The 25,862-nt window shown below is 45.9% G+C and carries 21 protein-coding genes and 1 riboswitch; of the genes, 18 read left to right on the top strand and 3 right to left on the bottom strand.

The window, feature by feature from the left end; genetic code table 11:
* Positions 1–7: 7 nt before the first annotated feature.
* The 3 genes from rnjA (at position 8) to PMI05_RS10940 (ending at position 3,472) form a co-directional block, all read left to right on the top strand.
* Positions 8–1,678 (top strand): ribonuclease J1, encoded by a 1,671-nt coding sequence (gene rnjA / locus PMI05_RS10955; protein WP_039960600.1) that lies wholly within the window; start codon positions 8–10, stop codon positions 1,676–1,678.
* A 79-nt stretch (positions 1,679–1,757) separates the two neighbouring features.
* The gene (locus tag PMI05_RS10950) at positions 1,758–2,186 is read left to right on the top strand and encodes a BrxA/BrxB family bacilliredoxin (RefSeq protein ID WP_007721164.1); all 429 of its coding nucleotides are present in this window, start codon (positions 1,758–1,760) and stop codon (positions 2,184–2,186) included.
* Positions 2,187–2,770: 584 nt separating this feature from the next.
* On the top strand, positions 2,771–3,472 hold the full coding sequence (locus tag PMI05_RS10940; protein ID WP_007721163.1) for an SDR family oxidoreductase: 702 nt from the start codon (positions 2,771–2,773) through the stop codon (positions 3,470–3,472).
* 89 nt (positions 3,473–3,561) lie between these two features.
* Here the strand turns inward: PMI05_RS10940 and PMI05_RS10935 are convergent, their stop codons facing one another.
* Entirely contained in the window at positions 3,562–4,812 is a 1,251-nt protein-coding gene (locus PMI05_RS10935) for an MFS transporter (protein WP_039960598.1), read from the bottom strand.
* A 260-nt stretch (positions 4,813–5,072) separates the two neighbouring features.
* Positions 5,073–6,302 carry an MFS transporter gene (locus PMI05_RS10930; RefSeq protein WP_039960596.1) on the bottom strand — a complete coding sequence of 410 codons (1,230 nt, stop codon included), beginning with the start codon at positions 6,300–6,302 and terminating at the stop codon, positions 5,073–5,075.
* A gap of 186 nt (positions 6,303–6,488) precedes the next feature.
* On the opposite strand from PMI05_RS10930, the gene PMI05_RS10925 reads away from it, so the two are divergent.
* From PMI05_RS10925 to PMI05_RS10890, 8 genes are all read left to right on the top strand, one after another.
* Positions 6,489–7,475, top strand: a complete 987-nt coding sequence (locus PMI05_RS10925; RefSeq protein WP_007721160.1) for an LCP family protein — start codon at positions 6,489–6,491, stop codon at positions 7,473–7,475.
* Between the two features lie 71 nt (positions 7,476–7,546).
* Positions 7,547–8,998 (top strand): spore germination protein, encoded by a 1,452-nt coding sequence (locus PMI05_RS10920; RefSeq protein ID WP_039960595.1) that lies wholly within the window; start codon positions 7,547–7,549, stop codon positions 8,996–8,998.
* 11 nt (positions 8,999–9,009) lie between these two features.
* Positions 9,010–10,134 carry a GerAB/ArcD/ProY family transporter gene (locus PMI05_RS10915; protein ID WP_007721157.1) on the top strand — a complete coding sequence of 375 codons (1,125 nt, stop codon included), beginning with the start codon at positions 9,010–9,012 and terminating at the stop codon, positions 10,132–10,134.
* Positions 10,134–11,294: a Ger(x)C family spore germination protein gene (locus tag PMI05_RS10910; RefSeq protein ID WP_007721155.1), complete on the top strand. Its 1,161-nt coding sequence runs from the start codon at positions 10,134–10,136 to the stop codon at positions 11,292–11,294. The genes PMI05_RS10915 and PMI05_RS10910 overlap by 1 nt, the downstream gene beginning before the upstream one ends.
* A 106-nt stretch (positions 11,295–11,400) precedes the next feature.
* Positions 11,401–11,517, top strand: a riboswitch (SAM riboswitch).
* 100 nt (positions 11,518–11,617) lie between these two features.
* Complete coding sequence (locus PMI05_RS10905) at positions 11,618–12,631, top strand: methionine ABC transporter ATP-binding protein (protein WP_007721154.1); 1,014 nt, start codon at positions 11,618–11,620, stop codon at positions 12,629–12,631.
* Complete coding sequence (locus PMI05_RS10900; protein ID WP_007721152.1) at positions 12,632–13,297, top strand: methionine ABC transporter permease; 666 nt, start codon at positions 12,632–12,634, stop codon at positions 13,295–13,297. It begins immediately after the preceding gene.
* A gap of 59 nt (positions 13,298–13,356) precedes the next feature.
* The gene (locus PMI05_RS10895) at positions 13,357–14,196 is read left to right on the top strand and encodes a MetQ/NlpA family ABC transporter substrate-binding protein (RefSeq protein ID WP_007721150.1); all 840 of its coding nucleotides are present in this window, start codon (positions 13,357–13,359) and stop codon (positions 14,194–14,196) included.
* Between the two features lie 188 nt (positions 14,197–14,384).
* Positions 14,385–16,031 (top strand): peptide ABC transporter substrate-binding protein, encoded by a 1,647-nt coding sequence (locus tag PMI05_RS10890; protein WP_007721149.1) that lies wholly within the window; start codon positions 14,385–14,387, stop codon positions 16,029–16,031.
* 57 nt (positions 16,032–16,088) lie between these two features.
* Here PMI05_RS10890 and PMI05_RS10885 read toward each other — a convergent pair whose 3' ends face one another.
* Positions 16,089–16,538 (bottom strand): SRPBCC family protein, encoded by a 450-nt coding sequence (locus PMI05_RS10885; RefSeq protein ID WP_007721146.1) that lies wholly within the window; start codon positions 16,536–16,538, stop codon positions 16,089–16,091.
* A gap of 115 nt (positions 16,539–16,653) precedes the next feature.
* Between PMI05_RS10885 and PMI05_RS10880 the strand changes: the two genes are divergently transcribed.
* From PMI05_RS10880 to PMI05_RS10850, 7 genes are all read left to right on the top strand, one after another.
* Positions 16,654–17,457, top strand: coding sequence for a helix-turn-helix domain-containing protein (locus PMI05_RS10880; protein ID WP_007721143.1), 804 nt, complete (start codon positions 16,654–16,656; stop codon positions 17,455–17,457).
* Between the two features lie 242 nt (positions 17,458–17,699).
* Positions 17,700–19,322, top strand: coding sequence for a peptide ABC transporter substrate-binding protein (locus PMI05_RS10875; protein ID WP_007721142.1), 1,623 nt, complete (start codon positions 17,700–17,702; stop codon positions 19,320–19,322).
* 423 nt (positions 19,323–19,745) lie between these two features.
* The gene (locus PMI05_RS10870) at positions 19,746–21,398 is read left to right on the top strand and encodes a peptide ABC transporter substrate-binding protein (RefSeq protein ID WP_007721139.1); all 1,653 of its coding nucleotides are present in this window, start codon (positions 19,746–19,748) and stop codon (positions 21,396–21,398) included.
* Positions 21,399–21,532: 134 nt separating this feature from the next.
* Complete coding sequence (locus PMI05_RS10865; protein ID WP_039960608.1) at positions 21,533–23,128, top strand: peptide ABC transporter substrate-binding protein; 1,596 nt, start codon at positions 21,533–21,535, stop codon at positions 23,126–23,128.
* 129 nt (positions 23,129–23,257) lie between these two features.
* Complete coding sequence (locus PMI05_RS10860; RefSeq protein WP_007721136.1) at positions 23,258–23,515, top strand: hypothetical protein; 258 nt, start codon at positions 23,258–23,260, stop codon at positions 23,513–23,515.
* Positions 23,516–23,556: 41 nt separating this feature from the next.
* Positions 23,557–24,036: a hypothetical protein gene (locus PMI05_RS10855; protein ID WP_007721135.1), complete on the top strand. Its 480-nt coding sequence runs from the start codon at positions 23,557–23,559 to the stop codon at positions 24,034–24,036.
* Positions 24,037–24,206: 170 nt separating this feature from the next.
* Positions 24,207–25,862, top strand: a complete 1,656-nt coding sequence (locus PMI05_RS10850; RefSeq protein ID WP_007721134.1) for an N-acetylmuramoyl-L-alanine amidase family protein — start codon at positions 24,207–24,209, stop codon at positions 25,860–25,862.

Below are 25,862 nucleotides of genomic sequence, written 5' to 3'. Positions count from 1 at the left end.
CACGACGATGTTAGGAGGAAAGAGATTGAGCGACGTTAAGATTTTCGCGATGGGCGGCCTCGGCGAGATCGGAAAAAATATGTACTGCGTCGAGTATGAGGACGAAATCATCATTATTGACTGCGGGGTAAAGTTCCCCGAGAATGAAATGTTTGGTATTGATCTGGTTATCCCAGATATTTCTTATCTGAAGGACAACCAGCATAAGATAAAAGCACTTTTGTTGACGCACGGACATGAGGATCACATCGGAGCGATTCCTTATATTTTACGGCAAATCAAGGTGCCGATTTACGGTGGTCGTCTGACCCTGGGCTTGGTCAAGGCGAAGCTGGAAGAGCACCGTTTGCAAAACGAAGTGAAGCTGATTCCAATTTCGGAAGATACGGAAATTCCTTTTGCCAAGCTGAAGGCGACATTCTTCCGTACGAACCACAGTATTCCGGATTCCCTGGGAGTTGTGCTCTATACACCTGAGGGAATGGTCATTCACACGGGTGACTTCAAGTTTGACATGACACCAGTCGGACAAACAACGGAGTACGGAAAAATTGCACGCATTGGTGCGAGTGGAGACGTCTTGGCGCTTTTGTCCGACAGTACGAACAGTGAGCGTCCTGGATTTACGATGTCGGAGAGAACGGTAGGGGAAGGGATTCTCGATGTGGTACGCAAAGCGCGTGGACGCATCATCCTGGCTACCTTTGCTTCCAACGTGCATCGCCTGCAACAGGTGGTAGACGCTGCCGAGCAATGCAATCGCAAAGTGGCGGTTATTGGTCGCAGTATGGAAAAGGTTTTCTTGATTGGACAAGAGCTGGGTTACATCCAAATGCCAGAGGGCATGTTGATTGATATTAAGCACATCGACAACTACGCGGACAACCAAGTGCTTATTATTTGCACGGGTAGTCAAGGTGAGCCGATGGCAGCGTTGACCCGGATTGCTTCCGGATCGCACCGTACTGTTTCCATTTATCCAGAAGATACGGTTATCATTTCCGCATCCCCGATTCCTGGGAACACAATCAACGTCAGTCGCACGATAGACAAGCTGTACCGTGCAGGTGCCAACGTGGTATTGAGTCATGCATTTGACATCCACGCATCTGGACATGGCAGCAGTGAAGAATTAAAGCTCATGCTCAACTTCATTCGTCCAAAATATTTCATCCCGATTCACGGGGAATACCGGATGCTCAAGACTCACTCCAAGCTGGCCCAACAGGTTGGGATCGAGGAGAGCAACATCTTTATTATGGACAACGGCGAAGTACTGAATTGCAACCGCGAAAAAGCGTGGCTCAGCAAAGTACAAGCAGGGATTGTCCTCATTGATGGCAGTGGTATTGGCGACGTCGGCAATATCGTTCTGCGCGATCGCAAGCATTTGGCAGAGGATGGCTTGATGGTTGTAGTTGTCAGCCTGGATATGAAGAACTTCAAAATTTTGACGGGCCCAGATATCGTGAGCCGCGGGTTCGTATACGTACGCGGTTCGGAATCCTTGATTCAGGAAGCGACACAGCTCGTTCGTGGGCGTTTGCAGGAAGCATTGGATAAGAAAATCAAGGAATGGTCTGAGCTGAAGTCACAGATTAATGAAGTGATCAAGCCGTTCATTTACGAAAAGACAGGCCGTAATCCAATGATTCTTACCATTTTGATGGAAGTGTAGCTCCTGCTTTCTCGGGTAGGCGTAGTCGGGGTATAATAATAAGTAAGTTGAACACGTGATATAAAGGAGAGGTTGCCCAATGATGTCTTATGAAGCATATATGAGCCAAGTAATTCAACCGATGCGCGATGAGTTGACTCGCAACGGTTTTCAAGAGCTTCGCACTGCTGAAGAAGTAGAGCAAGCACTGCCAAATGCAAAAGGCCTGACACTTGTTGTTGTGAACTCGGTTTGTGGCTGCGCAGCAGGACTCGCTCGTCCAGCAGTTGTACATTCCTTGAATCACGCTACAAAGCCGGATAACATCTTCACTGTATTCGCAGGTCAAGACAAGGAAGCGACTGCAAAAGCACGTGAGTATTTCGAAGGCTATGCACCGTCTTCCCCATCCTTCGCGATCATGAAAGATGGCAAAATCATGACTATGGTCGAGCGTCATCAGATCGAGAACAACGAACTGGCGACAATCGCTGGCCTGTTGACCAACGCTTACGACACTTACAAATAAGAAGTATGCAACATCACGAGGCGCTCGGTAACCGGGCGTCTTTTTTTACAGACTTGGTGTTAGTAATCGTTTGAAATGGGGCTGTAGTGAAGAGAAGAATATTTCCAGTCTAGGCTCCAGGCTCCGTCCATCTGAGGGTTAAGACTGTCCGCTCCGAAGGGATTCGCGGGGAAACGCAAAAGTGGTAGCCGCTACGCCGGGAAATATTCTTCTCTGTCGTTACTGAGGACATTTCTTCATTCTTTTAAATCTTTAAAAGCCGGTTTAAACAGGGAAAGCTCGTAGAGGAAACAGGAGAAAACAGCGAAGATCTTAGGGACACCGACCGAGACTCCATACAAAAAGCGAAACACGCCCTTAAGCGTCCACCTCTGAAACACATCCTGAAAGGACCACTTTGGACGCGGTTTCGCTTTTTGCATGGAGTCGTGCAGTCAATCCCCCAGGGGGTGGCCCTAGAAGCTGAGCGTTTTCTCCTGTTTCCTCCCCAACACTACAGCCCAAACTCAAATTTATTGGGATTGATTCCTTTTTGTTATTATACTAAAATGTTTAATAAGTATAATAATAGAGGAGGAGAGAAAATGAACAAGCTGGTAGTGATTACAGGTGTGACACGTGGTTTGGGTAGGGCGATGGTCGAGCGTTTTCACGAAGCAGGCTGGACGGTTGCAGGCTGCGGTCGTTCGGAAAAAGAGGTGCAAGGACTGCGTCAGCAATTCGGAGATCAGCATCATTTTTCTGTCGTCGACGTTTCGGTAATGGAGCAGGTGGAAAAGTGGGCAGAGGAAATCAAAGCCAAGGTGGGCGTTCCCGATTTGTTGATTAACAATGCCTCCATTATAAACCGGAACAGCCCAGTCATTGGGCTTGCGGCAAGCGAGTTTTCGAGAGTGATGGACATCAATGTGAATGGTGTTTTCTATGTAATTCGCGCCTTTTTACCGTTTATGGTTCAGCACGCAAATGGCGGAGTCGTCGTAAATATCAGCTCATACTGGGGAAGATACGGGGAAGCATTTTTATCGCCGTACTGCGCATCGAAGTTCGCCATCGAAGGATTGACGCAATCATTGGCAGCCGAACTACCTGAGGGAATGGCAGCAGTGGCGCTTGATCCAGGAGGCAGTATCGATACTTCCATGCTCCAATCATGCTCACCAGAAGATGTGGACACGGCACCGAATCCGGTAGAGTGGAGCCGTGTGGCGGTACCGTACATCATGGGACTTGGTCCGCAAGACAACGGGAAGTCGCTTACCTGCCCACCAGTGAGAAATAACTGAATATCGTTGCCATTGTTTTACCACGCTGCCGAGAATCCCTCGGCAGCTTTTTTGGTATGAAAAAATCCCCCGTCGATGGGAGACTTTATTCATGGAGACTCATTCAATGTAGGCTTTCCAGCTTGTATTAATACCTTATTTTTCCCTAACAACATAGCCAGTATTAAAATGAATAGCCCCGTTGCAACCAGAAGCCACTCAATTTTAACAACGTCTGCAATCGGTCCAAAAATAAGCATACCCATTGGCATCATCGAAGTGGAAATCATACCGAACACACCAAATATTCTTCCCAAATAGTTTTCATCCACTTTCTCTTGAACCAAGACCATTGTCGGGGTATTGAAAATGGGCATAGCTACGCCAAATAGCGCCATGAAGACTAGATAAATCCAAAAGTTCGGAATGATACCGAGGGCTAATGTGCAGGCACCCATGATTAAGCTCGCGAATGTCATGGTGTGCACTCTGTTTGTAAAGCCTCCCCAAGAGGCGATAATTCCTCCGCCAGCCATCATTCCGACTGAAAAAGCAATTTCGATTGCCGTTAACCGCCAAACCTCGTCGCCGAAGCTGCGAGTTACCTGTAGTGGGGTCAAAAATGCAGCAGGCGCCATCAAGATAAAGAAGAAGGCGAAGAATAAAAAGAATTTCTTCAGAAAATCATTATTTTTAATGTAAACTAATCCTTCTTTAAAATCACTGAAGTAGCTCGTTTTTTGTATTTCCGATGCCTTCTCGTGTAAAGGAATCTTTAGGAAAATGAGCAACGTACCAATGGCAAGCATTGCGGTAATGACATCGATAAAGAAAATCATTTCAATGGTAGACATAGTAAGTAATGCAGCGCTCACCATAGGGGATACAAACATAATAACAGCCTGCAAGCTTCCGTTTATGCCATTAATTCTCGTCAGTTGGTCGCTTGGTACGATTTGCGGCAAAATAGCTCCGACAGCCGGGGTTTGAATACCGGCTCCGACTGCACGAATAGCAGCCATGAGAAAGAGAAGCCAGGTCGCATTGTATCCCATTAGAAAGACGACTGCGAGTATAAGCGTTGCAAAGGCAATCATAGCATCCGCATAGATGATCAACAGTTTGCGATTGTAGCGGTCTGCCCAAACTCCAGCAATGGGGGATAAAAGAAAAGTGGGGATGAAGCCGCAAATGATATATAACGTCATCATGATACCGGATTGCGTATTCAGCGTGATATACCACATCATCGCATATTGAACTAAAGATGATCCAAAAAGCGAAATCGCCTGACTGCTTAGAAAGAGAATAATGTTCTTTTTCCAATGTGGATTTGGCGCTACATGATCATTTGCTTCCATCAATTATGTTTACCCTCTCTTTCTCTCATTCTCTCCTTTATTTCCCAGTTGTGATAGTTACGAAAGACATACCTATGATAGCATATGACCGTCTACAGTGATTTCTTCTGGATTGCTATTTAGGCTACCCGGCTGCCGCAAATAACTCTCAGGTAATACAAACCTCCACTGTTTCGCTCGACTTTTAAACTTACATAAAATTTTTTAACCAAAAAGCCGCTCGTCCTGTAAAAAGGCGGGCGGCTTCTTTGTAGTTGATATCAGTATTTAGCTTCAACCTCAGTTCGTTTTTCCCGATGAAAATAGGCATGTAACAGACAGAGCAGAACTGAACCCGCAGAGACAAGCGTTGCCAAGAACAGGGTTGGATGAATGCCACCATTGTCGTACATGAACCCCATAGCCAAAGGCCCAAGCAGTCTCCCACCAGTTGTAATCGCCCCTACGACCCCCAAATAAAACGGTGCATTTTCTCCGGTTTTTTCCGATATAAAAGTAGGAATAGTGGGCGAGATTAGCATTTCTCCAAATGTAGTGATAACCATTCCGACAACAAATGCGTAATAACTACCGTGGTAGGCCAGCATACACCCAAAACCGACAGCATACGCGATGGCACTGACGACGAGTTGAGCAGACAAGCTCTGATTCAATAGCCGCTTGATCCAGGATGTGATGGGTTGGCCGGCAAAAATGATAATCCCGTTGATGGTCCACAGCCAGCTATACGAAGACAGAGGCATACCTTGTTCGGTAATGTAAGGTGCAACGCCTGTGTTCCACACCGTATTGGAAAAGAAAATAAGTGCTGCGCCTAATGCCATAAACAAGTACAATTGGTAGCGCAATAGCAGGGTAAAGTTTTTCTCGCGGTCTTTTTGCTGTTCCTCCTGTTGCTCTCCGACCAGCTCCTGATGGGATATGTTCTTCATAAAAAGGAAGAAGAACAAGGCAAACAATAAGGTGCTCGTGCTGTTGAACCAAAAAGTAAGCTGGAAGGATAAAGTGGCAATGACGCCTGCCAATGCAGTTCCGATTGCCATCCCCAAATTATTACCGACGTAGACGATGTTAAATAATTCGCGACGCTGTTCCTTCCAGCGGAAACCAATAAATGCTTGAATAGCTGGGAACGACAGGTTGAACGTAAAGCCAAGTCCCATCATGAGAAGCAGGTAGACAGGCCAGCTCTGAACGAAAGGAATGGAGAATTGAATAAGTCCTTGAAAAATCAATGCACCGACAATGAGACGCTTGGCACCTAGTCGATGAAACAACGATCCGCCGATGAATTGGCCGAAGATTCCAGCCAGAGATTGGATCATCAGGACGAATCCAGCTTCTGTCATCGAGCGTTGCAAAATGGTATGTACGTATAAGGTAGTAAGTGGCCACATAAAAGCGCTCCCGGAGGAGTTAATAAAGCTGGCGATGAGGAAGAAAATGGCCTCACGTGGATAGCGATTGAGGAAAGATGACGGTGAAATCACGCGAATGCACCCCTTATCATTAAGGATAAGAATAGTATAACGAATATTCTAAACTTTGTAAATTAAAATGTATATAATGTCACAGGTACCCAAATAAAGGCTGCTCCACTTTCCGCAAATTCGAGTATACTAATCAAAGTGGAGAGATGACATCAACTGAGGATAGAGAGAATAAAGGTGGACTTTATGAAAATATGGAAACGAGTGTTGCTTCTTTTGCTTGTCGTGATGGCTGCGACAGCTGGATATTACGGATACTCTTTTTATCAATTTGCTCAAAATATTCAAGAGCCTAACATCGCACCGCCTAGTGGTGGGAATGCCACCAAAGCAGCAGAAATACCAGAGTGGGATGGCAAGGAACGTGTCAATATCCTGCTGATGGGAGTAGACCGCAGAGGAATGAAAAATAATGGGCTTCCTCGTTCTGACTCCATGATGCTGGTCAGCATCGATCCTACGGGGAAACGTTATGACATGTTTTCAATCCTGCGTGATACGTATGTAGATATTCCCGGTAGAGGTAGCTCGCGGATCAACTCTGCGATTGTAGAAGGTGGACCTGAGCTGGCAATGGAAACGGTTAGTCAGTTCACTGGACTTCCAGTAGATCGTTACGTGATTACTGACTTTGAAGGCTTCAAGGCTCTGATCGATGCAGTGGGCGGAGTCGAGATCGATGTCGAAAAAAACATGTATTATCATGACCCGACTGACAAAGGCGCTTACGATATTAATTTGAAAAAAGGACTGCAAAAGCTGGATGGAGACAAAGCCTTGCAATATGTTCGTTTCCGCCATGATGCGACCTCTGATTATACGCGGACGGAGCGTCAGCGGAAATTAATGACGGCAGTCGTGGATCAGATGAAGAATGGTACGACGCTGATGCAGCTTCCTACGATTTTGAAGGAAGTAACACCGTATGTTCAAACCAATATTAGTTCGGTGGACATGCTGAAGCTGTCTGCACTCGGATTAAAATTGAATACCTTAGAGCCAGGTAACTATCAATTGCCGCCAATGGGGATGTTCCGTGAATCGCACCGCGCAGGCTCCGTTCTGGTTCCAGATGTCGATCAGGTTCAGTCTTTTATCCAAGAAAAAATCGCACCTCCTACAGAAGCAGCAGATCAACCCGTGGGAGAAAAGAAAAGCAGCACGCAAAACTAAGCGTGCTGTTTTTTTTGTGTTTTTTAGGAAAGACTAACCATGATTTTCTAAGTGCTGAGGTGACAATGTCGATGAATCGGGAGAGTGCACGCAATTGGTTTACACATACAAGCGACTTGGTCACTGAACACATAGATGAGCCTGAAGGCCGCGTGCGACTTTTCTATTTATCGACCATGGCGGATGCCAAGGTTGTTTACAGTGAGCTCATCCCGAAGCTGCGCGAGATTTGTTTGGAAGAAAGCGGGATTGAAGTGATAGCTCAGCACGTAGGGGCGTCAAGCAGCAACCGAGTTTTCGATGAAGGGGAAGCCATTGAACGTTTACTCAGCGGTCATATTGTCATTCAAGTGGAGGACTCGTCCTACGGCTTGGCGTTCCCTAGTGATGGCACAGTTGGCAGAAGCATTCAAGCGCCCGAAATCGAAACAGTTGTACTCGGCCCACAGATCGCTTTTGTAGAAGAACTGAATGTGAACATCTGCATCGTCCGCAAATATATGTCTACCCCAAGATTGTTCCATGAACGATTGAACGTGGGGAAAACGATACCGATGAATGTATCGATGCTGTATTTGAGTGGGACGGCCGATGAGGAAAATGTGAATACGGTACGTCAACGGATTAATGATCTGGAATTGGACACCAGTCTGGATTCTACCATACTTGCTCAGCATATCGCGGACAATGAGAAATCATTATTTCCTACTCTTCAGCAAACGGAGCGTCCAGACCGTGCTATACACGGTTTGCGCCAAGGACAGATTGCCATACTCGTGGAGGGGAGCCCATTCGCTCTGCTCGGGCCTACCACCCTGTTGCAATTTTTTCAGTCGCCAGATGACTATTACTTGCGTTGGAGTCTTGCTACCTTCAACAGGCTCATGCGCATCTTTGCCATGATTTTGTCCCTGATCCTGACGCCGATCTATGTGGCAGCCCTGACCTATCATTATGAGATGATTCCAGCTGACCTCTTGCTTTCGCTCGCGCAATCACGCTCTCGGGTACCGTTCCCGCCGTTGTGGGAGGCCCTCTTGATGGAGCTGATCATTGAGCTTTTGCGGGAAGCGGGAGCGAGGCTGCCGACCAAGGTCGGTCAGACGATTGGTATCGTGGGCGGTATTGTTATCGGACAAGCTATCGTTCAGGCTGGATTTACCAGCAATATTTTAATTATTATCGTTGCCCTCGGGGCTTTGTCATCCTTTATCGCGCCTAGCTATATGATCGGTTCTACGATCCGGGTGGTTCGTTTTCCAATGATTTTTCTGGCGGGTGTGCTGGGTGCATTAGGCATTGTGGTCGGATTTAGTTATTTAGCCAGTCACTTGCTTCGCCAGACCAGCTTAGGGCGTCCGTATATGTACCCGATTTACCCCGTGCGATTTTCAGATTGGAAGGACGGATTTATACGCGCTCCCTTATCCTCCCTTTCGGAACGCCTCAAGTTTTTTAACCCAAAACGAATATCGCGCTTTGACAGGGATAGAGCCAAAGAGAAGAAAGACATTGATGAGTAAGCGAGGCGGCTATGAAGATCAACATCGATGTAAGTAAGGGCAATACCATATCGGCATATCTTGCAGGGGTTCTTGTACATGGCACGCAGGTTGGGATGGGCATTCTGGGCTTCCAACGAATCATTGCCAAGGAAGCGGGGCACGATGCTTGGATATCTGTCATACTCGCAGCCTTGTTTACTCATCTTACGGTGATGACCATTAACAAGACCTTGCAAAGATACCCCTCAGCCGATATTTACGGAATTCAGGAAGATGTGTTCGGAAAGTGGCTGGGAACAGGCATTAGCATCATTTATTTGACCTATTTTTTTGTGTCGGCTGGAGTCATTTTACGTACCTACATCGAAGTTGTCCAAACATGGGTCTTTCCGAATTTGCCTACGTGGATTCTGTCTGGCATCATCCTTTTTCTAGCGTTTTACACAGTCGTAGGGGGGATAAGAGTCATAGCAGGCTATTCGTTTTTTTCTATTATGGTCACGATATGGCTGATACTTGATTTATATTTTCCCTTGCAATTTGCGCGTTGGGAATATTTGCTTCCCATCATGGACACTAGCCTAGAGGACCTTTTCAATGGAATGATCGCCATGTCTCTGACCAGTGCCGGCTTTGAGATTCTCTACGTTGTCTATCCTTATGTACAAAATAAAGATAGAGTACATAAAAGTGTGCAGTTGGGAGTGCTAGTGACGTATCTGATTTATTTGTTTGTCATGATTGTGGCGCTGGTCTTTTTTAGTCAGGGTCAGCTCATGAGAACGATCTGGGCGACACTCAATATGCAAAAGATGGTGTACCTCCCTATTTTGGAAAGGTTTGAGCTGGTTGTCATTTCGTTGTGGCTTCTCGTGATCTTACCGAATATCATGTTGTATTTGTGGTCTTCTGCCCGGGGGCTCAAGCGCTTGTTCGGATTCAACCTGCGTCATTCGTTGTATTGGATTATGCCCGTGATTTATGTAGCTTCCTTGTCGCTGCTATCCAGGCAGGAGATGAGCAGGATGACGAATATATTCTCGCAAATAACCGTGTACATGATTTACGTGTACCCCTATTTTTTGTACTTCATGGTCTTGCTGAAACAGCGAAAGCAACGGGCGAAACCAACCAGCAAAGGAGAGAGTGCCTGATGCTGTCTGATCGAAAACATTGGATGCGATTATCCAATCGGCTTCTTGCGGTGTGGTGTTCAGGTTTCCTCATCTTAGCAGGCTGTACAGATCGGCAAATTTTTGATGAGACAGGACTTGCCACGGCTGTCGGCTATGATCTGTTAAAGGATGGAAATATTCGTGGGACAGCGATCATGCCCTCCATTAATCCAGAGGCGAAAGAAAAGATACAGCTTTTCTCAGCTACCGGTGAAACCAGCAAAGGTATTCGGGATCGGATTAATTTACAATCAGATAAAAAAGTATTGGGTGGGCAAATTCGTGTCACACTCTACAGTGAAAACTTGGCAAAACGTGGACTTGGCAGTATCGTTGACACGTTGTATCGGGATTCCTCTATTTCCAGCAGGGTTTATCTTTGCCTATTTGAAGGCGAAACATATGATATGTTAACGTATCCCTACTCGGAAGAAGGAAATATCGGAATCTATTTATACCGTATGATTGAGCAAAATATTGAAGGGGAAAAAATTCCTTCTTCCACCATGCATGAGTTTTTTCGAGCTTATTATGACAAAGGAATCGACCCGATCATGCCGTACATTGCAAGAAAGGGAAATGAGCTGCAAATCAAGGGTATCGCATTATTTCGAGGGGATCGTTATGTAGGGTGGATCACACCAAAGGAAGCCTTTTTAATCAAGCTCATGCATGGGAAATTCAGCATTGGCAGCTACGATACTTCTGTTCCTGCTCATATTTTTGGTGAGGAGCCAAAGAGCCACGGAAGTAAAAAAGACCGCGTGCAGCTTGTCTTTGACACCATTTCCAGCACATCTAAAATTGACCTGACCCAAGTGTCCCCCCCGGTATTTGATATTCATATCCGATTCCATGCGCGGATTTTGGAATTAACCCTTCCGCTGAAGCTAGAGAATGCAAAGCTGATGAAAATCATGGAGAATGCACTGGAAAAAGAGATCGAAAAAGAATTGCAGAAAGTTGTCAGTAAATTGCAGGGCTTCGATGTCGATCCCGCTGGATTCGGGATGGTGTATCGTGCAAATAGAAGAGGAATGGTAAACATGACGCAGGCCGAGTTGAGAAAAGTCTTCAAGGAAGCAAGGTTTCGCTTTCATGTAAAATCAACCATCATCCGCAACGGCGTCATGGATTAAAAAACTTTTCCTGCTATTACTATTGACGTTATATTTTCAAAAAGGATATAATCCGTTTTGTATCATCAAGAAATAGAAAAAACGAACATAATATACGTAGATATCTTTCTTATCAAGAGAGGCGGAGGGACAGGCCCTATGAAGCCCGGCAGCCGGTTCATTTTCGAATGAACGTCGCGGTGCCAATTCCTACAAGGTTGTATTGATCTTGTATAGATGAGAAGGGTGGATGCGAACGTATACATTGCGTTGCAGCCCCTTTTTCGTTTATTGAAAAAGGGGTTTTCTGATTTTATTTAGATTGTGGTCGGGAGGTGGATGCGTTGATCCAACTGCGTCATTTGCATAAAAGCTATCAAGTACAAGGTAAAACCATCCCAGCATTAACGGGGATCGACCTTTCCATAGAGCAAGGAGAAATATACGGGATTATCGGACACTCTGGTGCAGGGAAAAGTACGTTGATCCGGTGCATCAATTTGCTGGAGCGCCCAACTTCAGGGGAAGTTATTGTGGACGGTGTCGATTTGACAAAGCTGGCTGAAGGGAAGCTGCAAGAAAAGCGCCGCTCAATCGGCATGATTTTTCAGCACTTCAACTTGCTGTCTTCTTCGACAGTCGGCGAAAATGTCGCTTTTCCACTCAAGCTGGCCAAGCGTCCGAAGGCAGAGATTGATAAGAAAGTAAACGAGCTGCTGAAGCTGGTTGGCTTGGAGGCACATAAGGACAAATATCCGTCTCAGCTGTCTGGCGGACAGAAGCAGCGTGTCGGAATCGCCCGGGCGCTCGCGAATGATCCAAAAGTGCTGCTCTGTGACGAAGCTACATCGGCTCTCGATCCGCAGACGACGAACTCCATTCTGGCACTGCTTTTGGATATCAACCGCAAGCTGGGCTTGACCATTGTGCTGATTACCCACGAGATGCACGTCATTCGCTCCATTTGTGATCGTGTCGGCGTGATTGATGGAGGAAAGATCGTCGAGTCGGGTAACGTACTGGACGTATTCCTTCGTCCGAAGCATCCAACGACACAAGAATTCGTGGAACAAGTGGCGGATTCTACAGAACTGCGCGAAGCAGTTGAGCACGAAAAGGCTTCGGGGATCCGTACCATTGCTCGTGTCACCTTCCTCGGAGAAAAAACGTACCAGCCGATCCTGTTCCAAACGATGCAAGAGACCGGCACGGTGTTCAGCATTTTACAGGGAACGATCTCTCGCATGAAGGATACGCCGTATGGTCAGTTGGTGATTGAGCTGGAAGGCGATGTTGCACAGAATCAAAAGACCATTGAGACGCTGCGCCAACGTGGCTTGGAAGTAGAGGTGATATAAATGGACTGGACATTCGAGAATGTGGATTGGGCTGAAATCGGCGTAGGTACGATGGACACGCTCACGATGCTCGGCTTTTCCACCCTGTTTACCGTCCTGATTGGTTTGCCGTTGGGAATCATTCTGTTTTTGACTTCACGCGGACAGCTTCTGCAAAACCGCACTTTTTATACGATCGCATCATTCGTTGTCAACGTATTACGTTCGGTACCGTTTATCATTTTGATGATCTTGCTGATTCCTGTGACGAAAATGATCGTAGGAACTTCACTCGGCGTACTTGGTGCCATTCCGCCGCTCGTATTTGGTGCCGCTCCGTTTTTCGCGCGTTTGGTGGAAACCTCTCTGCGTGAGATTGATAAAGGCGTGATTGAGGCTGCACAATCTATGGGGGCTTCCAATTGGCAGATCGTCTGGAATGTCCTTTTGCCAGAGTCTAGATCTGGCCTGATCGCGGGTATTACGATCACGACGGTTACGCTGGTCTCCTACACCGCAATGTCTGGGGTAATTGGCGGTGGTGGTTTGGGTGACTTGGCGATCCGATACGGATACCAACGCTTCCAAACCGATGTCATGATTGTGACTGTTGTTATTTTGCTGGTGATGGTACAGATCTTACAATCGCTGGGGGACCGTCTGGTTCTTAAGTTCAGCCGTAAGTAGGATTTTTCCATATAAGTTATCAAAGAATAAGACAAATACATGCAAGGGGGAAATCATTCATGAAAAAGCTAGTCGTATCTGTACTTTCTACTGTATTGGCATTTTCTTTGGCAGCTTGCGGAGGCAAAACCGAAACAGCACCTGCTCCAGCTGAAGGCGGCGCACAAGGCGGACAACAGGAAGTAACATTGAAGGTAGGCGCTTCTCCCGTTCCACACGCAGCAATCTTGAAATTCGTTCAACCAAAACTGAAAGAACAAGGCGTGAACCTGGAAATTAAAGAGTTCACCGATTATGTACAACCTAACGTTCAAGTGAACGAGAAACAACTCGACGCAAACTTCTTCCAGCACAAGCCTTACCTGGAAGACTTCAATAAAGGACAAAACATGAACCTGGAGCCAGTAGTGGCTGTTCATATCGAGCCATTCGGCGCTTACAGCAAAAAAGTAAAATCTGTAGATGAATTAGCTGATGGCGCAACAGTCGCACTGCCAAACGATCCAACAAACAGCGGTCGTGCACTCGCACTCTTGGAGAAAAATGGCGTGATCAAGCTGAAAGAAGGCGCTGGCATCAGCGGTACAGTGAAAGACGTTGTTGAGAACAAGAAAAACCTGAAATTCAAAGAAGTAGAAGCAGCAATGCTGCCACGCGTTCTGGAAGAAGTAGATTTGGCATTGATCAACACCAACTATGCGCTGGAAGCAAAGCTTGTTCCAACCAAAGACGCCCTGTTTATTGAAGATAAAGATACTCCATACGCAAACTTCTTGGTAGCTCGTCCTGACAACAAGGATTCCGAAGCGATTCAAAAGCTGGCAAAAGCACTGAACTCACCTGAAGTGAAAAAGTTCATTGAAGATGAATACAAAGGCGCGATTATTCCAGCGTTCTAAAGTAGAAATAATTGATCGATCAACAAAAGCCCAACTGGCCGAAAAGCTGGTTGGGCTTTACTTTTGTTTATAATATAATGAATTTTCATAAAATTTAATTAAATCTATAACAACTCCGTTTTCAACCCAATTCCGGTTGAGTATATTGTGTTTGAAATGTGAAAATATAAATAAGGGGGAATTTTCAGATGAAAAGAAATCTCAAGTTGTTTCTTGGCGCGATGCTGGTCGCCGGAAGCGTGTTAGCTGGATGCTCCACGAGTCAGCCATCAACGACAGCCCCTCCAGCTGAGGGAACCGCAGCACCCGCTGAAAAGCCTGCAAATGCAAAGCCGCAGCTATTTCGGGCGAACATTACGAGCGAGCCATCGACAGCGGACCCTGGTCTTGCGAAGGATGCCACTTCGGGAGCGGTTGTTCGTGCTACTTTTGATGGCTTGACTCGCTTCGATGCTAACGCAAAGCCAGTGAATTCAGTAGCATCCGATATAAAGCTCTCAGATGACAAACTGGTGTATACGTTCACGCTCCGCGACTCGAAATGGAGCAATGGCGATCCAGTAACTGCCCATGACTTCGTGTATGCATGGAAGCGTGCACTCGGCAAGACTTTTGGGGCTGAGTATGCATATCAGTTGTACTATATTAAAAATGCGAAGCTGATTCACGAAGGCAAGGTAAAGCCCGACGAACTCGGTGCAAAGGCTCTCGATGACAAAACACTGGAAGTCACGCTGGAGAATCCTACGCCTTACTTCCTGGAGCTGACGTCTTTCTACACATACTACCCGGTTAATCAAAAAGTAGTGGAAGCCAATCCGAAATGGGCAAACGAAGCGGCAACGCACGTAAGCAACGGTCCATTTAAGATGAAAGCGTGGGAGCACAAGAGCAAGATCGTGCTTGAAAAGAACGACCACTACTGGGATAAAGACGTAGTGAAGCTCGATCACATTGAGTTTACGATGATCGAGGACGATAATACAGCCCTGTCCATGTTCGAGAACGGAGAGCTGGATTGGGCAGGTCAGCCACTCGGTGGGCTTCCGACCGATGCTATTCCGACATTGAAAGAAACAGGCAAGCTCGTGGTGCATCCAAAAGCGACGATGTACTGGTACAAGTTGAACACGACAAAAGGGCCGCTCAGCAATGTGAAAATTCGTAAAGCCTTGGCATACTCGCTAGATCGTCAAACCATCGTAGATAACATCACACAAGTCGGCCAGGTGCCAACGATGGGGATGCTGCCGCAATCCATGATTATCAATAAAGATGGTTACTTCAAGGATAATGATGTAGAAACAGCCAAAAAGCTGTTGGAAGAAGGCATGAAGGAGCTTAACGTAACAAAGCTGCCACCGATCACTTTGTCTTACAATCCAAGCGACAGACATAAGAAAATTGCTGAAGCAATTCAGGACCAATGGAAACAAAAGCTTGGCATTGAAGTAAAACTCATGGTTAAGGAGGCCACTGTTCACTTGCAGGATATGCATGAACTCAATTACGAAATAGGCCGTATCGGCTGGAATGCAGACTTTAATGATCCAATGAACTACCTGGAAATGTTCCGAGATGGTAAAACAGGCAACAACGACACGGGCTGGGAAGATCCGCGCTATCAGGAGCTGCTGAAGCAGGCATCGGTAGAAACTGACCCAGAGAAGCGCAAGCAGCTGTTTGGCGAGGCTGAGCAAATCTTCATGGATGCCATGCCTTTGATCCCAATGTTCACGGATGTGGATGTCTGGGTGCAAAGTGACAAAGTGAAAGGTGTTCAAGTGGATGGACTCGGATTTATCGATCTGAAGTGGGCAGAAATGACGGAGTAACGAATATAACAAAAATCCCGAGGCCAACGAAATTGCTGGTCTCGGGATTCTTTTGTATTAGTAGCCAAAATCAAGTGTCTTGCCTGTCTCCGCATACGTCTTGATCGACGAGAGCATCATCGGCCAATTGTTGCTGGCACTTACGTGGGAGGGGTGGTCTTCTGTCCATTGATCATGGATCAGTGTCAGCTTGGTGCAGCCGCCAACCGGTTCTAAGGTAATGGTGACGCGAGTCTGCAATTCCGCATGATTTTCGTAATAGGCAGGACCAGGATGTTCAGTGAAACTGAAAATGTGATGAGGTTCGAACTGCAAGATTTTCCCGTATACATGCACCGTGTCGTCACCAGCTTTTCCCGGACCAACGTAAGCCATCTCATCGCCTACTTGAAAAGTCGAGCGGATCGTACAGCCAAAGAAAGTACTCTTTACGCCTTCATCGGAAGTAAGGACATGCCAGACCTGCTCTGGCGTAGCATTAATGTAGAAATCGAAGCGAAGATCCATCGTTTTACCCCCTGATTTTTTCATTTGGGAATTGTAATCAAGTCTCCCAACTACTACTCTTACTATAAGAAGAATTCGGTAGTGTGTATTGTAAAAACACGACAGGAGGCGCACCTTGGAAAATCAGACTGCCAAGCTCCCAAAGGGTGTACTGCATGCCATGATTGGACAGAAGAAATTTTCACTGGAGAGATACGAGCCATCTGCCGAAATTAGCTACTTCGTGCAGCACTACTGGGTCGTCAGGTGGGATTTGCGTACAGAACTTCCTCACTCGCAAACCGTATTGGCTCATCCTAATGTGAATCTGGTGTTTGAAAAAGGAGCAACGGGCATTTTTGGTGTAGCACGTACGACTTCCTCGCATCTATTAGAGGGACAAGGTCACGTTTTCGGTGTAAAATTCAGGCCCGGAGGTTTTTATCCGTTTCTGAATGCCCCGGTATCAAAGCTGAGTGGCAGTTCTACGAGTCTGGAAGCCGTATTTGGAGTTGCAACCGAGCAGCTTGAAAAAGAAGTGCTGAGCCTGCCAGATGATCAGCAAATGGTGAAAACGGTAGAAGCCTTTCTAGTCGAACATTTGCCGAAGCCTGACCCGAATGTAACGCGCATCAGTGAAATCGTCAGGATGATCCAAGCAGATCGAGCCGTACTCAAGGTCGAGGATGCTGTACAGTTGACCGGAATGAACTTGCGGACGATGCAGCGTTTATTTGATCGGTACGTAGGCGTTAGCCCAAAGTCGGTCATCCAACGATACAGACTGCATGAGGCGGCAGAGCAGATTGACCAGGGAACGGTCCAAGATTGGCTGGACCTGTCTACTTCTCTAGGCTACTACGATCACTCTCACTTCATTCGAGATTTTCGAGCAATCGTCGGTGTAGCACCGAACGAGTATCGACGAGCCCATATTTAATCATAGTGAACCCCTTCGCCTTCTGGCTGGAGGGGTTGTTTATTTGCCGCATAATTTTTTATGTACGAGGCATACTTCATCATGATTAAGTATGCTGAATTTATTTCCTTTAATAGAATTTGATGTTTGAATAAAACATAATTAATTTTACTTAAAATGTCTTCAATATTACTAAAAATGCAGTATATTTGTGGAGTAGCTTTCAATGAAGTTTTACCGATAGAAAAAAGGGGGTCAACACCGTGAAAAAAAGCGTTTTTGCAGCAATGAGTTCTATCCTAGTTTTGAGTGCGGCGCTGGCAGGCTGTGGCGGCGGCGAGAAAGCAGAGCAAGGTAGCAAACCTGCTGGTGAGCAAACAAGTGGACCTAAAGAATTGAGAATGAACATGATGTCCGAACCACCAACTGCTGACCCTGCATTGGCTGAGGATTCTACTTCCAGTGCGGTTCTGCGTGCAACATTTGATGGTCTCACTCGTATTGGCGAAGATGGCAAACCACAACCATCTGTAGCAGAAAAAATTGACGTATCCCAAGATGGTCTTACTTATACATTCACCCTGCGTGACAGCAAATGGAGCAATGGAGAGCCAGTTACTGCAAAAGATTTCGAATTCGCTTGGAAGCGAGCGCTCAATCCGAAGACAGCATCTAACTACTCCTACCAATTGTATTACCTGAAAAACGCAGAAGAATACAACAAGGGTAAAGCAAAAGCTGATGATGTTGGCGTAAAAGCGACAGACGATAAAACACTCGTCGTGACTTTGAAAAACCCAACACCATTCTTCTTGGAGCTGACTGCGTTCTATACGTACTACCCAGTTAACCAAAAAGTAGTGGAAGGCAGCGATAAATGGGCGGGCGAAGCAGCTACACACGTAGGTAACGGTCCATTCAAAATGGAAACATGGGAACATAAGAGCAAATTGGTTCTCGTGAAGAGCGATACCTACTGGGATAAAGATGTTGTAAAACTCGACAAGCTCAACTTCTCCATGGTTGAAGATGCAAATACAGAGCTGTCCATGTTCGACAATGACGATCTGGATTGGTCCGGAGCTCCTTTGAGCGCACTTCCTACTGATGCAATTCCTGCATTGAAAGAATCCGGTCAAATGCAAACACGCCCGATCGCGGGTACGTACATGTACAAGTTCAATACGGAAGTTCCGCCGTTCAACAACGCGAAAATCCGTAAGGCGTTTGCTTATGCAATCGATCGTAAATCTATCATCGACAACATCACGCAAGCAAACCAAGAACCAGCTATGGGTCTGATCCCGCCAACAATGGCAGTGGCAACAAGCCCGTACTTCAAAGACGGCGATGTAGAAGCAGCGAAAAAAATGCTGGAAGAAGGTATGAAGGAAGAAGGTATTACCAAAATGCCGACCCTGACACTTTCCTTCAACACGTCTGAAGGTCACAAGAAAATTGCCGAAGCGATCCAAGACCAATGGAAGAAAGCACTCGGCGTAGACATTAAGCTGGAGAACAAAGAATGGAAAGTATTCTTGGAAGATGTGAACCAAGGTAAATTCCAAATCGCACGTTCCAGCTGGACTGGTGACTACAACGATCCATACACGTTCTTGGACCTGTTCAAGGACAAAGATGGCGGCAACAACGACACGAAATGGGAAAATCCGAAGTACAAAGAGCTGCTGAACCAGTCTGCTTTGGAACAAGACCCAGAAAAACGCAAACAAATCCTGGCACAAGCAGAAGCCGTTTTCATGGACGAAATGCCAGCAATGCCAATCTACTACTACACTCATTCTTATGTGAAAAAAGACAAAGTAAAAGGTGTAGTACTCGACGGTCTGGGCTTCGTAGACTGGAAATGGGCAGACATTCAATAAGAAAAACCGCATAACACGTTGTAATAAAGGAAGGGTGCTACGGCACTCTTCTTTTTTTATAAACCATTTATAAGAGAGAACAATCGAGCAGAGGATTGACGGTAATAGTAGAAATTATAAAATTACTAATTAAATTACTATTGCCACTTTACTGAATGTAGGTAAAATTAGCTGAATGAAAAAATAGAACGATAAATGAGGTGTGAATCCTCAACCCTGAAAAAGCTTGATATTATGCAGTTTTCCTTGAAGATATCGAGGTAGGGATGTTATGGAAAAATTATTTATCGATCAACATATTTTATAATTTATTAATTCTCTTTATAAATAAATAAAAATTTATTAAATCATTGTAAAACATATTTAAAAAATATATAAAACCATGTATATTGATAAAAGATTTAGAAAAGGGGGATTACTTGTATGAAAAAGAATGTGTTCGTGGCAATGAGTTCTATCCTCGTTCTTGGTGCGGCACTCGCAGGATGCGGTGGCGGAAACCAGGCGGCACCAGCAGATAGCAATGCATCGGCAGGAAAGACAGAAAATTCTGCACCAGCAACTGGCTCTAAATTACTGAAACTGAACCTGCACTCCGAGCCACCAACAGCTGACCCAGGTATCGCGGAAGATACAACTTCCAGCACAATCATCACAGCTACCTTCGAAGGTCTGACTCGCGTTGGTAAAGACGGTAAATATGCTCCAGCAGCAGCAGAGAGCTATACTGTTTCTGAGGACGGTAAAAAATATACATTCAAAATCCGTGATAACAAATGGAGCAATGGCGATCCTGTATCCGCAAAAGATTTCGAATATGCGTGGAAACGCGCTCTTAATCCAAAAACAGCTTCCAACTATGCATACCAACTGTACTATGTGAAGGGCGCAGAAGCCTACAACAAAGGCAAGGGTAAAGTAGAAGAAGTTGGCGTAAAAGCAGTTGACGATAAAACACTCGAAGTAGAATTGGCGAACCCAACTCCATTCTTCCTGGAGCTGGTTGCATTCAAAACATACTTCCCAGTTAATCCAAAAGTAGTAGATGGCAATGAGAAATGGGCTACCGATGCGAAAACAGTTATTGGTAACGGTCCATTCAAAATGGATTCTTGGGAGCACAAGAGCAAGCTCGTAGTTTCCAAAAACGACAACTACTGGGATAAAGACAATGTAAAATTGGACAAAATCGAATTCTCCATGGTAGAGGATGAGAATACTGAGCTGTCCATGTACGAAAACGGTGAACTGCACTGGGCAGGTGCTCCAACATCTGCGTTGCCAACAGACGCGATCCCGGCTTTGAAAGAATCCGGCAAAATGACAACTCAGCCAATCGCGGGTACTTACTTCTACCGTTTCAACACAGAAAAACCACCGTTCAACAACGTAAAAATCCGTAAAGCGTTTGCCTATGCGATCGATCGTCAAAGCCTGATCGACAACATCCTGCAAGCTGGTCAATTGCCTGCAACAGGTTATGTACCACCAAGCATGGCACTGAACAAAGACGGTTTCTACAAGGATAATGACATCGAGACAGCGAAGAAATTGCTCGAAGAAGGATTGAAAGAAGAGGGTCTCACCAAATTCCCGGCACTTACTCTTTCCTTCAACACTTCCGAAGGTCACAAAAAGATTGCTGAGGCAATCCAAGACCAATGGAAGAAAAATCTGGGCGTAGACGTGAAGCTCGAGAACAAAGAGTGGAAGGTATACCTGGATGACGTACACCAAGGTAAATACCAAGTGGCTCGTGCAGGCTGGTTGGGTGACTTCAACGATCCAATCAACTTCCTGGAAATGTTCAAGGAAAAAGACGGCGGAAACAACGATACTCGTTGGGAAAATCCGAAGTACAAAGAACTCCTGAACCAATCCGCTCTGGAGCTAGACCCAGAAAAACGTAAAGCAATCCTGGCGCAAGCGGAGCAAATCCTGATGGATGAAATGCCAATTATGCCAATCTACTACTACACACAATCTTGGGTGAAAGACGACAAGGTTCAAGACGTAATCATCGATGGTCTGGGTGCTGTAGATTACAAATACGCAGATATCGCAGAAAAGAAATAATAGCTGTGCCTGTAAAAGAAGAGCGGTGTTATACTCACCTCTCTTCTTTTTTTTGTCTATTTAATATCCAAAATTTTACTTTTTATTGTATACTATTTTTGGAAGATTTTATCAGGAGGTAATGAGGGTATATGATGAAGAAGAGTGTTTTTATGGTGTTGAGTTCAGTCCTTGTTTTCGGTGGAATGATGACAGGGTACGAAGGCGCTATCCAAGCAGCTGAGCCTAAAGTATTAAGAATAAATCTGCAATCGGAGCCGCCTACAGCAGACCCAGGAATTGCGGAGGATACTACCTCTAACACGATCATCACAGCTACATTCGAAGGTCTGACACGTCTCGGAACAGATGGAAAGCTACACCCAGCCGCTGCCGAGAGCTTTACTGTTTCTGAGGATGGGAAGACTTATACATTCAAGATTCGTGAAGCAAAATGGAGCAACGGGGATCCAGTAACGGCACATGACTTCGAATATGCTTGGAAACGTGCACTCGATCCAAAGACAGCATCCAACTACGCCTACCAGTTGTATTATGTGAAAGGTGCAGAAGACTTCAACAAAGGGACCGGCAAAGCAGAAGACGTTGGCGTAAAGGCGATTGACGATAAGACGCTAAAAGTGGAACTGACAAACCCGACACCATTTTTCCTGGAGCTGGTTGCTTTTAAAACATATTTTCCGGTGAACAAGAAGGTAGTCGAAGGTAACAGAAAATGGGCTGACGAGGCAAAGACGGTTGTTGGCAACGGACCATTCAAAATGGAAACATGGGAACACAATAGCAATCTGACTGTCGTAAAGAACGAGAAGTACTGGGATAAAGCCAATGTAAAATTGGATAAAATCAAATTCACCATGATAGAGGATGGGAATACGGAATTGGCCATGTTTGATAACGACGAGCTGGATTGGGCGGGTGCTCCAACGTCCGCCCTGCCAATCGATGCACTTCCGATTTTGAGGGAAGCTGGCATATTGAAGACACAGCCAATCGCCGGCACCTATTTTTATCGTTTCAATACAGAGCAAGCACCGTTTACCAACGCAAAAATTCGTAAGGCGTTCGCGTATGCAATTAATCGTGAAAGCATCACCGCCGATATCCTACAAGCGGGTCAAGTACCGGCCATAGGCTTTATACCACCGAGCGTGGCGTTGAATAAAGACGGTTACTTTACAGACAATGACCTGGAAGTTGCAAAGAAATTACTGGTAGAAGGTATGAAGGAAGAGGGTATCTCCAAACTCCCTCCAATTACACTCATCTATAACACATCCGAAGGTCATAAAAAGATCGCAAAAGAAATACAGGATCAATGGAAGAAAAACCTCGGTGTAGATATCAAGCTCGAAAATAAAGCGTGGAAGGTATACTTAGACGACGTACACCAAGGTAATTATCAAATCGCTCGTGGAGGATGGCTGGGTGATTTCAATGATCCCATCAACTTCTTGGAAATGTTCCAGGAAAAAGACGGAGGAAACAATGATACGCGTTGGGAAAATCCAAAGTACAAGGAGCTCCTGAACCAATCCGCTCTGGAGCAAGACCCGGAAAAACGCAAAGCAATTCTCATGCAGGCTGAGCAAATCCTGATGGATGAAATGCCAATCATGCCAATCTACTTCTATACTCAATCTTGGGTGCAGAACGAGAATCTGAAAGATGTCGTAATCGATGGTCTAGGTGCTATCGATTTCAAATATGCGGATATCACCAAAAAATAAGAATGCAGGTGAAGAGGGCTATTTTCGAGTCCCTCTTCTTTTTTTCTGTCTCATGGACAAATGACCAATCCATTACGCCCTTGGCTACATAGAGTAAAAAGGAACTAACTGCAACTAGGGGGGATATTGATGGATATTGGTTCTTTGCTCAACATTGTAAAATCAATTCCTAAGGAAAAGTTGAGGACAGATGCGGGAATCAAGGAAGTCATTCGTGAAATGGCCAGAAAGTCAGGGAAAAAATTGACCGAGCAAGAGGTTAACAGTTATGCTGCGCAGTTTCGTCAGATGCAGAAAACAGAAAATGTCGGAAGTCTGTTGAATAAGCTTTCGAAAAAAGGTGTCACTGCAAAGGATTTGGAAAATATAAAAAAACGTTTTAGATAAGGGGGTAGAGTGAGGAGGGAGGTGGGATTATCGTTGAGAAAATGAAAGCGAAAAAGAAGCAGGCTGTGCCCAAGAACCATTTGCTAGAATCGATCAATAAACTTGCGGATGCACAGCATTCAAACAATGCCCAAATGATGAAAGAAATGAGTCAGGTGCGACAGGAGCTACAGGATATGAAGAATACACTGGGGCGTCTTAAACAGGCACCTCCAAGAAGTACAGGAGAACGGCGAGGTCTGCTGTTTGGAGGACGACGGAATACCGCTCAAGTGGAAGCTGTAACCCAACCACCACAAAAGCCTGCTATTTCTATCGAAGATTTACTGCCGCTTTTACCGTATCTAGGCGACGCTATTCCCCAATTGAAAAACCCAAAGGTAGCTGACTCCATTAAGGTGCTGTCAAATCCAGCTGTGATTTCGCTGATACAGCAATTTCTTGCCAACGGGGGCTTGAACATGATAAAAAAACCGGTTCAAGAAGTAAGTAGGCAAGAGAGAAGGGGATTTTTTCGATAACAAATATCAGTTACAAAGACTGTCTCGCGGGCTTGCGGAGGCGGTCTTTTCATTTTGGTACCAAAAGACTATAAACTTTACAGATCATCTAGCGTCTAATAGAATGGTGAACGTTGCACATTGGCTGACGCCACATAACGAAGAAAACAGACATCACGGAGGAGGTCAGGATGAAGAGACGATTTTACCCTCTGCTTTTTGCGCTGCTGGTCCTGCTGCTAATCCCCGGTTGGGCGGTTGCAGCAAGCAGTGCCTCAGAGGAGGCTGTCAATCTCATGATTGGTGGACAAGCAGTGAATGCTGAAGTGCCGCCAGTCATCAAGAATGGACGCACGTTGGTTCCCGTCCGTGTCATCGCCGAAGGGCTAGGTGCAAAAGTGGATTGGAATGACGCTACTCGAACAGCTGTCATTACCAGAGGCACACAGCACCTCTCCCTTACACTTGACTCCCGTACAGCAGTGTTGAACGGCAAACAAGTGAAGCTCGATACGCCGCCTGTTATTTCACAAAAGCGTATGCTGCTGCCACTGCGTTTTGTCGGGGAGTCACTTGGCGTTACAGTCGGGTGGGACAACAGCACACGAACTGTCATTGCGAACGAAACACCACAGGTCAAGCTGAATGGCAAGGCACCAACCCAGCCGATCAAGCTGTATCAAGTGGAAGACACGATGTACGCGTCCGCACAGGCTGTAGCTGAGCAAGTGGGACAAAAAGGCTTTGCGTGGAAAAGACCTGAGCGCGGGATGACGATTGATGATCAGTTGGTCCTCCCATTACGTCAATTGGAGGACGAGCTTGGAGGGTCATTTGCGTGGGACAAGAAAAATAATCAGGTTGAGATCGATCGCCTCAATATTTTGAAAGATGTATCTGAGGACGGCGACCGTATTCGTATTGAAACGACCATACCTGTCATTCCTCAGTCCTTTGTGATGACAGGTCCTCACCGGATCGTCTTGGATCTCCCACAAACAGCATTGGATGATGATTTAATTGAAGATCTAAAACGTCAAGACGAGAAAAACGATAGCGTAGGCGAATCCGAGGAAGTAGCCTCTGCTGATGATGAAGACCAAGGCACAGATTCAGATTCTGACGAACTGAATCAGGCAGAACAAGCGAAAGAAGAACCTCTCATCGCTGACCTGCGTTACAGCCAATACAGTGCATCTCCTGACACGGTTCGTGTCGTCATTGAGCTGAACCAAAAGAGCACGTATGAGCTGGCTTACACGAAAGACGGTATCGAAGTAAAATTGACGCCAAAACCGAAGAAAACAGGCTACCTGATCGTCGTTGACGCCGGTCATGGAGGCAAAGACCCAGGCACGAAGGGCTCTGCTGGCAACAATGAAAAAGATTACAACTTGGCTGTCTCCAATAAGATTGTGGCTTTGCTGAAGCAATATCCAGAGTTTCAAGTCGTTCCCGTCCGCACGACGGATGTGTTTTATGAACTGTCAGAGCGTGTCGCTTTTGCCAATGAGTTAGAAGCCGACTTGTTCTTGTCTATGCATGCCAACGCATTCCCGAAACCGACGGCTGCAGGAACAGAAACTTTCTATTATAATGAAAACAGCAAAGACTTTGCCCAAGTGGTACATAAACATTTGCGTGGGGCAACGCAGTTCCCGGATCGAGGCGTCAAGCAGAGTGGCTTTTATGTGATCAAAAACACGAAAATGCCTGCTGTATTGACCGAAACTGGCTTCCTCTCCAATCCACAGGAGAACGCACAGCTGACGAATCCGGCATTCCAAGATAAAATCGCGAAAGCCATTGTTGCGGCTATTCGTGAATACTACGAGTCTTATCAGTAA

This window comes from Brevibacillus sp. BC25 (genome assembly GCF_000282075.1).
In the GTDB taxonomy this organism is placed as follows: Bacteria; Bacillota; Bacilli; order Brevibacillales; family Brevibacillaceae; genus Brevibacillus.
This window is presented reverse-complemented; position numbering and strand designations above follow the sequence as displayed.